Below are 14,514 nucleotides of genomic sequence, written 5' to 3'. Positions count from 1 at the left end.
TTGTGTCTGCTATCTGTACTCACACATGCCCTGCAGGGGTTCTGGAAATCAGGGTCCAGGTCCGGGCGAGTACAGACAGACACATGAAAAAAGCGCCGCTTGTTCTTCCCCCTTGTCGCAACAAGTGCCGGCGCGACTCAAGATTGTCTTGGAGTAACTACCGTGAGCAAGCGGACTTTTCAGCCGAATAACCGCCGTCGTGCCAAGAAGCACGGCTTCCGCCTTCGCATGCGTACCCGTGCCGGCCGTGCCATCCTTTCCGCACGCCGTGGCAAGGGCCGTACCGAACTGTCGGCCTAAATAACCTCAAAGTTTGTCGATGCTGCCTCTTAGCAGCTTTACTCCGGATTCCAGGTGGTCATAATGCTGGCCGTGCGGAACCGGGTAAGGGCATCGGCAGATTTTTCTCGTACTGTACGTTCCGGTGCCCGCAGTGGGCGCCGGAACGTAGTGCTATATGCGCTTCCTACGGGTGGCCAGCCGAGCCGCATAGGCTTCATAGTGGCCAAATCCGTCGGGAACGCGGTGACACGCAACCTCGTTAAGAGAAGACTGAGGGAAGCGGCAGCGCAGAGCCTCGCTCTTCACCCCACCGGGTTTGACGTGGTGGTGCGGGCCCTGCCTGCTTCCGCGTCGGCGTCGTGGCCGGTACTGAGTGCCGACTACCACAGCGCTTTGAACGCCTGCATAGCCAAACTTTCGCAGCTTTAGACATGCCAGGTGAGGAAGGATGAGCCAGCGATGAGGGACTCCGGATCTATTCCGTTGAGGGCCTTGATTGTTGTTGCCCGTTTTTTATGGAACCTCCCGCGCATGCTCCTCATCGGCCTGCTGATGGCGTACCGGAAGACCGTTTCCCCCCTCTACGGGCAGGTCTGCCGATTTTTCCCATCGTGTTCCGCCTATGCCCTCGAAGCAGTCACCGTCCACGGAGCCGTCAAGGGTTCCTGGCTGGCTTTCCGACGGCTTATCCGCTGCCATCCTTGGAACGGCGGCGGCGTGGACCACGTACCTGATGGACACCGGATTTGGGACTCAAAGAAGGTCCCGAGGATCATTGTGCTGAATCACCCCGTGATTCCAGCTGACGAAGACAGCCGCTCGGCGGCCTGAGGAGAGTAAATGGGTTTCTTCGAGACGATACTGTTCCCCTTTAAGTGGGTAGTGTCATGGATCATGTGGGTCTTCCACGAGGGATTCGTTTTCCTCGGGATGGATGCCGCATCCGGGTGGACCTGGACGTTGTCCATCATCGGCTTGGTGATCGTGATCCGTGCAGCGTTGATTCCGGTCTTCGTCAAGCAGATCAAGGCGCAGCGCGGCATGCAGTCCCTGCAGCCGGACCTGCGCAAGCTGCAGCAGAAGTACAAGGGCAAGACCGACCAGCTTTCGCGTCAGGCAATGACGCAGGAGCAGATGGCCCTGTACAAGAAGCACGGCACCAACCCGTTTGCTGCCTGCCTGCCCATGCTCGTGCAGATGCCGTTCTTCTTTGCCCTGTTCCAGGTGCTGAACGGGATCTCCACCTCGAATGCCGAGGGCAAGGGCCAGGGCGCGCTGTCGCACAGCGCCATCCAGCAGTTTGACGAGGCCACCATCTTCGGTGCCCCGCTGTCCTCCTCGCTCCTGCACGGTTTCGGCGACGAAGGCCACTTCTCGGTTGTAGTGCTCTCGATCATCATGATCCTGGCGATGACCGCTTCGCAGTTCATTACGCAGAAGCAGATCATGTCCAAGAACATGTCCGAAGAGGCACTTGCCAGCCCGTTCATGCGCCAGCAGAAGATGATGCTCTACGTACTGCCCATCGTCTTCGGCGTCGGCGGCATCAACTTCCCCATCGGTGTGCTCATCTACTGGACCACCACCAACCTGTGGACCATGGGACAGCAGTTCTTCGTCATCCGGCGGATGCCTACCCCCGGCTCGCCGGCGGCAAAGGCCCTCGCCGAGCGCCGTGCCCGCAAGGGCCTGCCGATGGCGCCGCTCCTCGGAGAGAAGAAGGGCGAGGCACCGGTCGAGGTTCCCGCGGCACCCAAGGGCCAGCGCGTCCAGCCCGCGCGGAAGAACAGGAAAAGGAAATGAGCACTGAGCACATTGACGACCCCGTAGTTCCCCTGGAAGAAGCCGAGGAACCTGTGCAGGCGCGCACCGGGAGGCTCGAGGAAGAAGGCGACGTAGCCGCTGACTACCTGGAAGAGCTCCTGGATATCGCCGACATCGACGGGGATATCGACATTGAGGTCCGAAACGGCCGGACGTATATCTCCGTAGTGTCCGAGGAAGGCGACGACGCCGCTCTTCAGGCACTCGTGGGACGCGATGGCGAAGTGCTTGAGGCATTGCAGGAACTCACGCGGCTGTCGGTGCTGACAGCAACGGAAAACCGCTCCCGCTTGGTCCTGGACATCGTTGGCTACCGTGAAGAACGCGGCGGCCAGCTGCAGTCCATAGCTGAGGACGCAGCCAAGCGTGCCAAGGAAACCGGGCAGGAAGTGGCGCTCGTTCCCATGAGCGCCTATGAGCGCAAGATTGTTCACGACGCCGTGGCCGAGCTTGGCCTGGTCAGTGAATCCGAGGGTGAAGGCGCGGACCGCCACATCGTCGTTTCCCTGCCTGCTTCCTAGTTATCCCCGCCCGGCAGTGCAGACAAGGAATATGAAGTAAGTGGTTGAAACAACTCCCGCAGAACTGGACGCCGCCCGGAAGATCTTCGGTGACCGCCTGGATCTGGCGCAAAGATACGTAGAGCACCTCGCGACGTCGGGCATGGAACGGGGACTCCTCGGCCCGCGGGAAGTTCCGCGGCTATGGAGCAGGCACGTCCTGAACTGCGCCGTGGTTGCCGAGCTGATCCCTGCGAATGCCGCCGTCGCGGATGTCGGCAGCGGTGCCGGGCTGCCCGGCTTGTGCTTGGCCATTGCCCGGCCTGACCTCTCCATGACGCTCATAGAGCCCCTCGAGCGTCGGGTCATATGGCTCAACGAAGTCGTTACGGATCTTGGACTCGACAATGTCCGCGTGATCCGCGGCCGTGCCGAACAGGTAGTCGACGAGGTAAATGTGGATGTGGCCACCGCCCGGGCCGTTTCGGCCCTCGGCGGTTTGGCCGGACTGACAGTACCCCTGCTGCACGGCAGGGGGCAGGTGCTGGCCATCAAGGGCCGCAGCGCTGAAGAAGAAGTGCAGAAAGCCGCGAAAGCAATCCGCAAGCTCGGCGGACGGGATACCGCGGTGCTGACCGTAGGGGCGGATGTACTTGAAGAACCCACCACGGTGGTACGCATCTCCGTAGGGTGAGAAGCCCGACACCTCAGCTTTCATGCACACACCCATGCCGGTCCCGGGGAATGGCCGCGAAGCGGATAGTCTAGATGAACTAATGCCTTAACGCTTTATGTTGGAAAGTGAGCATGACCAGGTGAGTGCGCGTGATTCTGCCGCAAAACGAATTCCTCCCTTCGCCGCACTCGGTTCTGCCCTGTCCGCCTCATTCGGTAGAAAGCAACCCCAATTGGTTGTGGACAAGCCGGCCGCCGTTTCACGTGAAACGGTGCCGGCCGAGCCGCTGGAACCCGCCAAGCAGCAGGAACCCGCCAAGCCGCTGGAACCCGCCAAGCCGCTGGAACCCGCCAAGACTGAAAGCAGTGCCGCACTCGTGCAGGCCCCCCGAGCTATCGAAGGTGGTGTATCCGAAGAAGCCGCTGCTGTGGCGACCTCGGAAGACGTTATGGATTTGATGGACGAGAGCACCCCGCTGGCGCGGGAACTGGCTAGTGAAAACCGGCGTCGGGAGAAGCTCCGCGGACGCGTTCTGCCGCGGCCTCCCCAGACGCGCATCATGACGGTGAGCAACCAGAAGGGCGGGGTGGGGAAAACGACCACCACGGTCAACCTTGCTGCTGCTCTGGCGACTGCCGGCCAGAACGTCCTGGTTATCGACATCGATCCGCAGGGAAACGCATCAACGGCCCTGGGGATCGACCACCGTGCTGACGTGGAGAGCATCTACGACGTGCTGATTGATGACCTGCCGCTGGCAAATGTGGTTGCGCAGTGCCCGGACATCAGTAACCTCATCTGTGCACCGGCCACGATCCACCTCGCCGGGGCGGAGATCGAACTGGTATCGCTGGTTGCGCGTGAACAGCGTTTGAGCCGCGCCATTAACGTCTACGCGGCCGAACGGGAAAAGCAGGGCCTGGAGCGTCTGGATTACATATTCATCGACTGCCCGCCGAGCCTTGGCCTCCTCACCGTCAATGCCTTTGTCGCGGCAAGGGAAGTCCTGATCCCAATCCAGTGCGAGTACTACGCGCTCGAGGGCCTCAGCCAGCTGCTGAAGAACATCGAAATGATCCAGAAGCATTTGAACGCCGATCTGGTTGTCTCCACCATTCTGCTGACCATGTACGACGGTAGAACGAACCTTGCCGCACAAGTCGCCGCCGAGGTGCGCGAGCACTTCCCGGAGCAGGTCCTGCGCGCCGTCGTGCCGCGCTCCGTGCGCGTTTCGGAGGCTCCCAGCTACCAGCAGACGGTCATGACCTATGACCCGTCTTCAACGGGTGCGCTGTCCTATTTGGAAGCGGCAGCCGAGATAGCCCAGCGCGCCTAGTGACACCCCGGCGGGGTTCGGCTGCCAGCTTGGCTCCGCGCCATAGAATACTCTCACAATCAATCCGTGCCGCTTGAAGTGCGGGCATAAGGGAAGGACTTACCCATGGCCGAGAAGCGTCGGGGTTTAGGCCGCGGTCTGGGAGCTTTGATTCCTAGCAGTGCGGAACCTGCGGAGACAGAAAACTCGAGCCAGGGAACCGTTACTCAGGGACGTCCGGCTGATTTGTTCTTCGCCGCAGCCGATGAGTCCCGCTCACAGTTCGGTGGTACGGGTCCGCGTAAGGGCGCGGGGATCAATAAGGAAGCGCTTCGCGGTCCGGCAAAGAAGTCAACAACGCGCAGCTCTGCGGCCCGTTCGGGAGTCCGTACCGACAAAGGTGTGGAGCCGGTGCCCAGCCCTGTCCCCGCTGCCAATCCCGATGACGCCACGTCTGTAGGGACGGATGCTGGGACCACCCCGGCTTCCGCCCAGGCTTCCGGAAGCAAGGGCACCAAGCGGGCTTCCAAGGCCTCTCAGGGGGCTGTGGAGGTGGCGGCGAAGGCCAAGGATCCCGAAAGTCCTGAGACCGCCGCAGAAGACGTGCAGTCGGCACCTGCTTCGCTGCCGGTCCCCGCGGAGGCCGCCCCGGAAGCGTCGAAGCAGGCAGCTGCTGCCCCGGTGGAAGCGGATGTTTCCCGTGAAACATCGTCCCCGGATTACAGTGGTGAGGATGGCCTGGTCCAGGTTCCCGGCGCGACGTTCGCCGAGCTTCCCATTGATTCCATCCACCCGAACCGTAAGCAGCCGCGGTCCGTCTTCGATGAAGACGACATGGCCGAACTGGTGCATTCCATTAGGGAAATCGGCGTGCTGCAGCCGATTGTTGTTCGCCCCTCGCTCGAGGAGGATGCGGAACACCCCTATGAACTTGTTATGGGTGAACGTCGCTGGCGTGCATCACGCGAAGCTGGACTATCCTCGGTGCCGGCTATCATCCGCTCCACACAGGATGTCGATCTCCTCCGTGACGCCCTCCTGGAGAACCTGCACCGGAGCCAGCTGAACCCGTTGGAAGAAGCGGCGGCTTACCAGCAGCTTCTGGACGACTTCGGCTGCTCGCACGAAGAACTCGCAGACCGCATCGGACGCTCGCGGCCGCAGGTAACCAACACCTTGCGGTTGATGAAGCTTCCGCCGTTGGTTCAGCGCCGGCTGGCGGCTGGAGTTCTGTCAGCGGGGCATGCACGCGCGTTGCTCGGGCTGGGTGACCCGGCGGAGATGGAAAAGCTGGCCCAGAAGATCGTGGCGGAGGGCCTTTCCGTTCGTGCCACCGAAGAGATCGTGTCGCTGGCCGACGGCCTGCGGAAGCCGGCGAAGACTTCCAAGCCGAAGATCGGCGCACGCCACGAACGGCTGGACTACCTGGCAACGTCTTTGGCTGACCGCCTGGACACGAACGTCAAGATCACCCTTGGAGCACGCAAGGGCAAGGTCAGCATCGAATTCGCTAGCGTGGATGACCTGAATCGAATTATGGGCGTACTCTCCACACCCGGAGAGTAGCTCCAAGCTCGGCGAGGTTCCCGAAGGGTCGGTGTTTCACGTGAAACACCGGCCCTTTCGGCTTTCCGGGCGCACCTGGATGGGTAGGTGCGCCCAGCCGGTGCGAAGGCTGGTTGCAGGAATGCACCCGCAACCGCGGGCCAGCTGAGCAAATCGACAAAGTGCCGGACGATCGGTACCCCCGCCACTGTCGGCTGTAACCTGCACCAGGTGCGTGAGGCCCAAACCCGCTGCCTGTGGGGCCTGTCCGCCCCGGAGCTGTCCGTACCGGGTAGCGAAACAAGACGGCATGCCCCTTCTGTCGTATTTCGCGCGCCGTCCTACAGTCTGGGCTTACGTGTTTCACGTGAAACACGTAAGACTCGTTCAGGTGTCCTCACTCCGGGTGCCTGAACGCTGACGTGATTACCGCACTCGTTGCCGCTCGGACCGAGTGAGTCGACGTTTCACGTGAAGCCTACCTCCCGCTGCGTCGGTACGTCCGGTATCCGGACCCTGCAACTACATTTCCGCCGCGGGTCGTCCGGGGTATCCTCTCGTAGTTGAATGCCGGTCCGGGTGTAGGTAAGGAGCTGGATGGAGTCGTATGGAGCCAAACCGCGAGTATCACAGGAACCAGGCTGCGCCTATTTGCTGGGCGTAGTCGGCGGTGCATTTGCGTAGTTAGGTGCTGCAACTCTTTACGTAAGTTGGGGGTCACTGAGCTCAGTTTGGAGGTTCGTCGCAACGGCCCCAGTGGTGCGGTTGATTATCAGAGCGGCGAGCCCCGGGTAATGTGCAGTTTTGGCTCCAAAAACTCTCCGCGGGCCACCCTCAGGTCGGCATAGCTTCCGTGTTTGGCAGACTTCTTGCCGGGCCGGACGGGTCTATGAGCCGGAGCAGCTATACAGCAGGCGGTGTTTCACGTGAAACGATGCCTTGGCTGCAGCCAGCGCCCGGTACTGCAGTCCACTAAAAGCCATTCGTCCACTGACCGGGTCGAATCAGGCCGTGCGGTCGGCTTCGGTAGCCGGGTGGACGCCGCGCGCAATGGTAGTTTGCACGGTCCTTGCAGAGCTCCAATGTCTATGCAATCGGCCTCCTTACAGGTCCAGGCAGAAGGGTTACCACCTCCCCGCCGCCAGAACTGACGTCCCGGACGTCCAGTCTGTAAGCCGGATAGGAAACGCAATCAGCGCTTTGCCTGCCAAACACGCGTATAGGGCGTCGGTCATGTACCGGGCATGGGAGCTTGGCATGACGTGCCATAGGGCGTATGCCCGTGGCGCCGAATAGAGGATAGGGGCGGGGTTTCACGTGAAACATTGTCGAAGGCGGCCAACCACGACGTGTGGCTAGCCATGCAGATGACATGTCCAACCGCCGTACACGGTAGAGCGCGGCCGGATTGGGGCCTGCAAAGCGGCTCTCTGTGCACCCCGTCGCAGCAAAGGCTGCGTATGAATTCTTAGAACTGGGGCCAGCGCCTGGCGGTGTTTCACGTGAAACTGGGGCGTCCGAGTCCCTACAAAGGAACCCCACCCTAGGCTGTTGTGCCTGGGAAGGCGAGGCTTGGGTGCTAGGAATCGTACTCTCTGGAGCGGCTTTAGGCGCGGCCTGGGATGGCAGGGCTGTCTTCGGCGGGTTACCCCTTGCACCGACCGGCTCTCTGCCGGCCTGCCTGCCCGGCCTGCCTGCCCGCCCTGCCTGCCCGCCCTGCCTGCCCGCCCTGCCGGGCCTCCTGCCCGCCCGCCCTGCCGGGTCATAAGCACGCTATGGGCGGCTGCCGGCAAACCAGTATCCAATGCCTATCTTCCCTTTGCCGGGCATCAGGAAGTCGTCCATGGGGCGGAGAATGCCATCAAGCTACCTGCACAAGCTACCGCCGATGCCGGCTCCCGTTTCGGTTATCCGATATGCGGTTAGGTGCGCGTTGCCTCGTTTTCGTGCGGGGAGTCCCATGACCTATCGTCCGCAACTAGACGATATCTCCCCCCACGCTGCCTAAAATACGCGCCGATCTCCGGTGGAAACAACTACACACTGCTGCTTCAGAGAACATCTAAGCGAAGGCAAGAAGGGAATCGAACCACGAACAATGGTGGCAGCGGATGTGTGGCGGGTCCCTGGAGTCGGGTCCGTGGCGTTTCCAAGCCCTGCCCAGGTGGAAGCGCCGCAGCGGATATCGCCGCCTGGTGGGGTAAACGTGGCCCTTGGCGTATGTCTAGCTGCCGCTGTCCCAACACCAGGGGTATGCCTTGATAGAGGCGGATTGTGTGCAGGGCTGTCGAGTAGGGCCTTGTCTGGGAAGTGAAGTGAAGTGAAGTGAAGTGGAGTACGCTGCAGGGCAGGGAGGCTGGGGGCAGGGGGGCAGGGCAGGGCGGGGCCTTGCTTGTCTTGCGCAGCCACGCTTGAGCCGACGATTGCCTGCCGCTCGTGGCCCTGCCCAGCGTTCGGCAGCCGCGCTGCGGCTCGACTTCAGCCGTCCCGTGACGTCTTTGGTGCAGTGAGGGAGCCCTCCCGGAGCCTGAGGACGTTATTCGCCCACCCTGATCGATCACGTCTATTCATTACCGTCGGGCGGATCGAACGAATACTGCGTAGCTGCGCCGCTGCTAAATCCTGGGGGAAGAGAGTAGCAGGCAATGCTCGAGAACCATTATGGTTTCACTCTCGGCCCCCAACGCTCAGTATTGAGCTCCCGGCACGGGCACTCGGCACCCGGCACCCAGCACCAAGCAGCGCACCGCACACGCAGACCAGATCCGCCCTCGGCGTCGTGTTTCACGTGAAACGAGACGCCGAACTTGTACTCGGCGTCAGCGGCGGAGGAACATGTGAAGGCTTACGGGGCGGAAGGCGTGGCCGATGCTGGGTGTTCATCGGGTAGCTTCCGCATGCTCCGCAGGGGAGACAAGGTGACGGGCAGGAAGGCCACACAGGCCGCCCATGCAGCCATCCACAGCGCGGCCTCAGCTCCGTAAAGCTGTCCAAGCAGGCCGCCAATCAGCGCGCCGACGGGCTGGGTTCCCCAGACCAGGAAACGCATGGTGGCGTTCATGCGGCCTAGCAGGCGGTCCGGAGTCAGTCTTTGCCGGAAGCTCACCTGTGTGACGTTGTAGACGACCATGCCGAAGCTGGCCACAGCTAGCCCGGCCGCGCCGAGCCAAACCGACCATTCGCCCCCCGCCGCAGGCATCAGGAGCGCAAAGGGAGCTGTCGCCGCCACGGACCAACAAATGGCGGGTCCTTCACCCAGCCACAGGGTCAGTCGGCGGGTAGCCAGGGCGCCGGCAAGACCGCCCACACCGAGGACCGAAAATACTATGCCGATTTGGTGCGCGCCCAGGCCGACTTCTCTCGGAAGGAAGAACACCAGCATCGCCATGTAGGCCGCGAAAGCCAGGTTGAACAGTCCTGTGGACCCGGCAATCGCCCGCAGCAACGGGTTGCCCAGGACGAAACGCAGGCCCTCTGCGATGTCCGTGCCCAGCCGGGACCCCGGTACCGGCTCCGGCTTGGGCTGCCGGTGCCGCATGCGCCCAACGAATAGTGCGGACAACCCCATCGCAATGGCATCCAGGGCCAGGGCAACGGGTGCCGTCAGCCAGGCGATCAGCTGGCCGGCTGCGACCGGACCAGCGAGTTGGGCAACCGAGTGCACCGTTTCCAACTTGGCATTGCCTTCAACCAAATGGTCACGCCCGACAAGGCGCGGCAGAAAGCTCTGGTAAGCGACGTCAAAGAAGACGCTGAACACGCCGATGAGCAGCGCCACGACGTAGAGCTGCCAGACTGTCAACACCCCGAGCCACCAGGCGAGCGGAACAGTGAGCAGGACCGCTGCCCGAATCAGGTCCGACGAGACGAGCACGTGGCGGTACCGCATCCGATCGACCCAGACTCCGGCGGGCAAGCCAATCAACAGGAACGCAGCGGTGCTCAGGGCCGAAAGCAGCCCCACTTCGAATTCACTGGCAGTCAGCGTCACCACCGCCACGAGTGGCAAGGCGAGACTGGATACCTGCTGCCCAAGTTGGCTCAAGGAGGTGGAATAGAAAAGGAATCGGAAGTCACGGTCCCGCAGGACGCCGCCAGGAACCGTGGCTGCGCCGCCGTCTTCAGTCGTCATGCGGTTGACTCTGGTCAATCGATTGATATTTGTCAATAGCCCTCTGGTATTCTGCACACATGACAGACGAGAGCGGCCAGGTCCCTCGGCGGTCAGCGAGTGAGGAAGAGGCGAAGGCCCTTGCCTCGGCAACGCGTATCCGCATTTTGCGGCTCTGCATGAAAGAGCAGCTGACCAACAAGGAAATTGCAACCATGCTCGCCGCCAACCCGGCAACGGTGCTCTATCACGTCCGCAAGCTGGTCTCGGCAGGCTTCCTCGAACCCCAAGAGGCGCGGTCCGGACCGAGTGGCGCATATGAGATTCCCTACCGTGCCACGGGGAAGTCGTGGCGGTTGAATCTCGACGGCCGGGATCTGCGCTTGCGGGGCGCAATGATCGGTGCGTTCGTGTCCGAGGTGGGACAGCTCCCTGCATCGGATCAGGTCGGAATCTCCCGGCTGGGTGTACGCCTCACGGAAGAAGGACATGCCCGGCTCCTCGAACGTGTGCAGGACCTGCTGGATGAGTTCGAGGCCGAAGAACCTCCTGAGGGCAGCACCCACTACTCGGTCTTTATGGCCATCCATCCTGATCGGCACCCGGAGCAGAATCCGGAAAGAGCCGCTGAGGGCAACCCTTGAGGGTTTAGGTGGGTCATATCGGACGACGACGCCGGGCTGCGCGGCGGCAGGAAACGTGTTGTTTCACGTGAAACGGATCAGACGATTGACTGCAGGCGCTCGGTTGCGTCGATAAAGGGTTGCAGTGGCGGGGTGAAATAAATCGCGCCGGCAAGTCCACCGCTGCGCAGGGTCGCCCCGATGTGCACCGGAGGTACGAGGCGGCGCTCCACGATCGCGGCAGCGTCCATACCCCAAGGGACCCCGCGCCCGCCCAGTGCCGGAATCCGCATCGTCGGGTGCTCCGACGATGCAACCGCGTACAGGGAGCTCGTCAGTTCCATCATTTGCGCCGGAGTCCCGACGGAGACCGGACTCAGGGCAGGAGCCGCCGCCGCAGCAGCGCCGCCCAGCCCCAGCGTTTCCATAATCAAGCTGTCACCACCGCTGTACCCCAGATCGGCGGGCGTCCAGGGCACCATGATTCTTCCGGGAAACCCGGAGATCGGCGGTAGGGGCGCGCGGAACCACTGGCCCGGCAAGCCGGAAACCCTGACTGCGAACTCCTTCTCATTCATCGCCATCGCCGTGACGATTGAGCTCCCCGGAATTGAGTCTGCTGTGTCCGCAATAACCTTTGCGGCTGCCATCGCGACGTGCAGGAAATGGAATTCCGCTGTGTCGAGGTAGGCCAGCAACGCAGCGGATTCCGGGGCATTGCCCCGGAGGTGGAGGAGGCGTTCCAGGACGGCGTTCCGGAACAGCAGCCCGGCGGCAGTCTGCCTGCCGTGCAGTTCGTCGCCCATGGCCAGCGCCTGGGCCATGATCGGCAGGAGCGGTATCGGAGATGCCCGGAGGATACGAGCCAGGGCAGGCGGCACTCGGTCCCTGATGCGGGCCAGATTGGCGGTGACTGCTGGTCCCTGGGAGCCGAATGTAAGGGCCCGCGTGCCCGCGCCTTCATTCATCCTGCATGTAGCGGTGCGCCCGGACAGGCGGTCCTGTACAACCAGTACGGGCATGGAGGCGGAACAAACGCCCGTAAGCGAACCTACGGCACCGTACTCGTGGCAGGAGGCCAGCCGGATCGCGCCGGAGCGGAGCAAGCCGTCAGCCTCTGCCGGAGAGGCCGCAAGTCCTTCGAATACAGCCGCACCGACAACCGCCAAGCGTTGGCAACCCGTGTAATCCTGCCACCGCATCAGCGGACCCGAGACGAGGATGATGTCATTGGCCATGCCCGGAACCGCCTCCAGGGCCGGGAGAACGTCGATCAACTCGGGCTCCGCGGAAAGCATTGCCGCGACAGCTGCTTCGTTGGCAGAGAGTCGGGAAGCATCCCTTGTCGTCGTCGTCACATTATTTCCGTCGCCATGGCATTCCCCGGACCGTCATGCCAGAAGCATGGCATACGGCACGGTACGTTGGTGCGATGAACGAGGGAGCCCTGCACAGTGTCCCCGGCGCCGACGCCCGGGCCTACAACCTTGTTTCCCAGGCCTACGCGGAGCTGATCCCCACTGCCGGCAGGGAGGGAGACCCGGAGGACGAGCAGGACTTGGCCATGGTGCGCAGGTTCGCCGGTTCACTGCCGTCCGGGGCAGCCGTCCTGGACGCGGGGTGCGGAGCCGGCCGAATGATTACCTATCTCGACACCCTGGCGCCGCTGGCCATCGAAGGGTGCGACATTTCCGCAGGCATGGTCCGGCAGGCCCGGAAGGCACATCCGCATCGGAGATTCGAGGTCACGGCGATGTCCTCGTTGCCCTACGGCGACGGGTCATTTCAGGGGGTGCTGGCCTGGTATTCGATTATCCATACCCCGTCTGCAGGGCTGCCGGCGGTTTTCGCCGAGTTTCGACGGATCCTGCGTCCCGGCGGCCGGCTCCTGTTGGGTTTTCAGGCAGGAACGGGTTCCCGTCGAATAACGACGGCCTACGGACATGCCGTGGAACTCACGGGCTACCTCCACGACATCCCGGAAACCGCCGCGCTGCTGGAGGGCGAAGATTTCCAGGTTGATGAACACCTGCTCCGCTCCCCGACAGCTGCGGAACGCTATGCGCAGGGGTTCATCAGCGCCGGGAAAAGCGGCAGAACGGCCTAGAGGCCGGAAACCCGCCTGGTAGCCGGCTCTTCCGTCGGGTTGAACTTGAGGACGTCGTCCAAAGCCAGGGTGCCCGTGGGCTGGTCCTCCTCCTCGAGGAGGTACAGGCGCTGGATGCCAATCACGATTGAATCGGCAACCGTCTGGCGGAAAACCGGATCGGCGAGGCGCTCGGCGTCGTGCGCATTGCTGAGGTAGCCCAGATCGAGGCCCACGGAGGGTACACCGGGCACCTTGAGCGTGTCCCAGGTCCGGGCATGCACGCCCAGATTGTCCAAGTCGGTACGGGCACCCAGTTCCTTCAAAAGCAGGACGGCGGCCCTGTGGCCGATGGGGGAGCGTGCCTCACCGGTACCGGGTAGGCCCCAGTAGTAGGCAGCCATCCCCGAGGCGGCCTGCTGGTCCAGCCAGTCACAATGGATATCCAGGTTCAGGCTGGGCACGTTCCGCCGAGACCCCGATTCGGTGGCCGCACCGCTTTGCTGCGGAACCAGCCGGGCACCGAATTCACGCAGGATGCGTTCTACACGCCCGGCGATGTCAGTGGTGACCAGCAGCTCGGTCAGCGGATCCCCGCTGAGCCGCTCGACGCCGTGCGGAGACACCAGCCGCGCACGGCCGATGTTCACGGAGATAACACGTCCGCGCAGGGCCGCGGTGGATCGGTCCAGCCGTTCGTAGTCGCGCAGGGCGAACGCCTGGCTGGGCGAGATGGCGCGGTTCACGCGGGACATGGAACGCATGGTGTCGGCGTCGCACACACCGGTGCCCGGCAGCCCGAGGTTCTGCTGCAGCTCGGCCACGGCGTAGCGGGTACGCACCCCGAAACTGCCGTCGATGTGGCCGTAGTAGAACCCCAGGTGGGACAGGTGGCGCTGGAGTTCGGCGACGTCGTCGCCCCGCAGCTGCCCGCCCTCAACATAGTTCAGCGTCCGGTCGCCAAAGCGGAACTGCGCTTCGGACAAGGCCCGCTGGGTGTCCGGACCGGCAACGCCGTCGACAATCAGGCCTCGGCTCTGCTGGAACGCGCGGACCGCCGCGTCAACGTGGTCATCGAAAATGGTCGGATCGTTTACCGCGTCCGGTGCCAGGTAGGACAGGGTGACGCCGGCGCGCAGCAGCGCTTCACGAAGCGCCACCACACGCCGGCTGGCATCCAGCCTCCGCAGGCTTTCACCATGCACACTCATTGCTGTTTACTTCAGGAAGGCCGCGAATTCCTGCTCCAGGACCTGCTTCGGCTTTGCGCCGATGGAAGTCGCCGCAACCTCACCGCCCTGGAACACGTACACCGCCGGGATGGAGGTGATGCCGTACTGAGCGGCGATCGCGGGGTTTTCATCCACGTTCACCTTCACAACGTCCACCTTGTCGCTGTACTGGGCGGCAATGTCGTCGAGGATGGGGGACAGCATGCGGCACGGGCCGCACCATTCAGCCCAGAAGTCCACGATTACGGGCTTGTCCGCGGTCAGGACATCGGTACCGAAAGAAGCATCGGTTACTGCTTTTGCACTGCTCATTTTTGCTC

The 14,514-nt window shown here is 62.8% G+C and carries 14 protein-coding genes; 10 read left to right on the top strand and 4 right to left on the bottom strand.

Annotated elements, in window-relative coordinates:
- The first annotated feature begins 162 nt into the window (after positions 1-162).
- The 8 genes from rpmH to N2L00_RS16095 all read left to right on the top strand — a co-directional run bounded on the left by rpmH (position 163) and on the right by N2L00_RS16095 (position 6,163).
- Positions 163-300, top strand: coding sequence for a 50S ribosomal protein L34 (gene rpmH, locus N2L00_RS16130; protein ID WP_022892375.1), 138 nt, complete (start codon positions 163-165; stop codon positions 298-300).
- 63 nt (positions 301-363) lie between these two features.
- Positions 364-711 carry a ribonuclease P protein component gene (rnpA, locus tag N2L00_RS16125; RefSeq protein WP_255862216.1) on the top strand — a complete coding sequence of 116 codons (348 nt, stop codon included), beginning with the start codon at positions 364-366 and terminating at the stop codon, positions 709-711.
- A 30-nt stretch (positions 712-741) separates the two neighbouring features.
- Complete coding sequence (gene yidD / locus N2L00_RS16120) at positions 742-1,113, top strand: membrane protein insertion efficiency factor YidD (RefSeq protein WP_255765516.1); 372 nt, start codon at positions 742-744, stop codon at positions 1,111-1,113.
- Between the two features lie 9 nt (positions 1,114-1,122).
- Entirely contained in the window at positions 1,123-2,085 is a 963-nt protein-coding gene (yidC, locus tag N2L00_RS16115; protein WP_255765515.1) for a membrane protein insertase YidC, read from the top strand.
- On the top strand, positions 2,082-2,627 hold the full coding sequence (locus N2L00_RS16110) for a R3H domain-containing nucleic acid-binding protein (protein WP_255765514.1): 546 nt from the start codon (positions 2,082-2,084) through the stop codon (positions 2,625-2,627). The genes yidC and N2L00_RS16110 overlap by 4 nt, the downstream gene beginning before the upstream one ends.
- Positions 2,628-2,667: 40 nt before the next feature.
- The gene (gene rsmG, locus N2L00_RS16105) at positions 2,668-3,300 is read left to right on the top strand and encodes a 16S rRNA (guanine(527)-N(7))-methyltransferase RsmG (RefSeq protein ID WP_255862217.1); all 633 of its coding nucleotides are present in this window, start codon (positions 2,668-2,670) and stop codon (positions 3,298-3,300) included.
- Between the two features lie 376 nt (positions 3,301-3,676).
- Entirely contained in the window at positions 3,677-4,618 is a 942-nt protein-coding gene (locus N2L00_RS16100; protein ID WP_255765741.1) for a ParA family protein, read from the top strand.
- Positions 4,619-4,723: 105 nt separating this feature from the next.
- Positions 4,724-6,163 carry a ParB/RepB/Spo0J family partition protein gene (locus N2L00_RS16095; RefSeq protein ID WP_255862218.1) on the top strand — a complete coding sequence of 480 codons (1,440 nt, stop codon included), beginning with the start codon at positions 4,724-4,726 and terminating at the stop codon, positions 6,161-6,163.
- A 2,824-nt stretch (positions 6,164-8,987) separates the two neighbouring features.
- Here N2L00_RS16095 and N2L00_RS16090 read toward each other — a convergent pair.
- Entirely contained in the window at positions 8,988-10,274 is a 1,287-nt protein-coding gene (locus N2L00_RS16090) for an MFS transporter (protein WP_255862219.1), read from the bottom strand.
- A gap of 59 nt (positions 10,275-10,333) precedes the next feature.
- Between N2L00_RS16090 and N2L00_RS16085 the strand changes: the two genes are divergently transcribed.
- Complete coding sequence (locus tag N2L00_RS16085; RefSeq protein WP_255862220.1) at positions 10,334-10,897, top strand: winged helix-turn-helix domain-containing protein; 564 nt, start codon at positions 10,334-10,336, stop codon at positions 10,895-10,897.
- Positions 10,898-10,974: 77 nt separating this feature from the next.
- Here N2L00_RS16085 and N2L00_RS16080 read toward each other — a convergent pair whose 3' ends face one another.
- The gene (locus N2L00_RS16080) at positions 10,975-12,234 is read right to left on the bottom strand and encodes a DUF1116 domain-containing protein (protein ID WP_255862221.1); all 1,260 of its coding nucleotides are present in this window, start codon (positions 12,232-12,234) and stop codon (positions 10,975-10,977) included.
- 74 nt (positions 12,235-12,308) lie between these two features.
- On the opposite strand from N2L00_RS16080, the gene N2L00_RS16075 reads away from it, so the two are divergent.
- The gene (locus tag N2L00_RS16075) at positions 12,309-12,983 is read left to right on the top strand and encodes a class I SAM-dependent methyltransferase (RefSeq protein ID WP_255862222.1); all 675 of its coding nucleotides are present in this window, start codon (positions 12,309-12,311) and stop codon (positions 12,981-12,983) included.
- Here N2L00_RS16075 and N2L00_RS16070 read toward each other — a convergent pair.
- Both N2L00_RS16070 and trxA read right to left on the bottom strand, forming a co-directional pair.
- Complete coding sequence (locus N2L00_RS16070; protein ID WP_255765507.1) at positions 12,980-14,173, bottom strand: peptidoglycan-binding protein; 1,194 nt, start codon at positions 14,171-14,173, stop codon at positions 12,980-12,982. The two genes, N2L00_RS16075 and N2L00_RS16070, sit on opposite strands and share 4 nt — an antisense overlap.
- Before the next feature lie 6 nt (positions 14,174-14,179).
- Positions 14,180-14,506 (bottom strand): thioredoxin, encoded by a 327-nt coding sequence (trxA, locus tag N2L00_RS16065; RefSeq protein ID WP_229951243.1) that lies wholly within the window; start codon positions 14,504-14,506, stop codon positions 14,180-14,182.
- Positions 14,507-14,514: the final 8 nt, after the last annotated feature.

The organism is Arthrobacter sp. zg-Y1171 (assembly GCF_025244845.1).
GTDB lineage: Bacteria > Actinomycetota > Actinomycetes > Actinomycetales > Micrococcaceae > Arthrobacter_B.
The sequence above is the reverse complement of the archived record's forward strand: the minus strand, read 5'-3'. Positions and strand labels throughout refer to the sequence as shown.

Bases quoted from the DNA above. Each gene is read 5' to 3' on its own strand.
- trxA (WP_229951243.1), bottom strand. From the start codon at position 14,506: ATGAGCAGTGCAAAAGCAGTAACCGATGCTTCTTTCGGTACCGATGTC.
- N2L00_RS16110 (WP_255765514.1), top strand. From the start codon at position 2,082: ATGAGCACTGAGCACATTGACGACCCCGTAGTTCCCCTGGAAGAAGCC.
- N2L00_RS16070 (WP_255765507.1), bottom strand. From the start codon at position 14,173: ATGAGTGTGCATGGTGAAAGCCTGCGGAGGCTGGATGCCAGCCGGCGT.
- rnpA (WP_255862216.1), top strand. From the start codon at position 364: ATGCTGGCCGTGCGGAACCGGGTAAGGGCATCGGCAGATTTTTCTCGT.
- yidD (WP_255765516.1), top strand. From the start codon at position 742: ATGAGGGACTCCGGATCTATTCCGTTGAGGGCCTTGATTGTTGTTGCC.
- N2L00_RS16095 (WP_255862218.1), top strand. From the start codon at position 4,724: ATGGCCGAGAAGCGTCGGGGTTTAGGCCGCGGTCTGGGAGCTTTGATT.
- N2L00_RS16085 (WP_255862220.1), top strand. From the start codon at position 10,334: ATGACAGACGAGAGCGGCCAGGTCCCTCGGCGGTCAGCGAGTGAGGAA.
- yidC (WP_255765515.1), top strand. From the start codon at position 1,123: ATGGGTTTCTTCGAGACGATACTGTTCCCCTTTAAGTGGGTAGTGTCA.
- N2L00_RS16090 (WP_255862219.1), bottom strand. From the start codon at position 10,274: ATGACGACTGAAGACGGCGGCGCAGCCACGGTTCCTGGCGGCGTCCTG.
- N2L00_RS16075 (WP_255862222.1), top strand. From the start codon at position 12,309: ATGAACGAGGGAGCCCTGCACAGTGTCCCCGGCGCCGACGCCCGGGCC.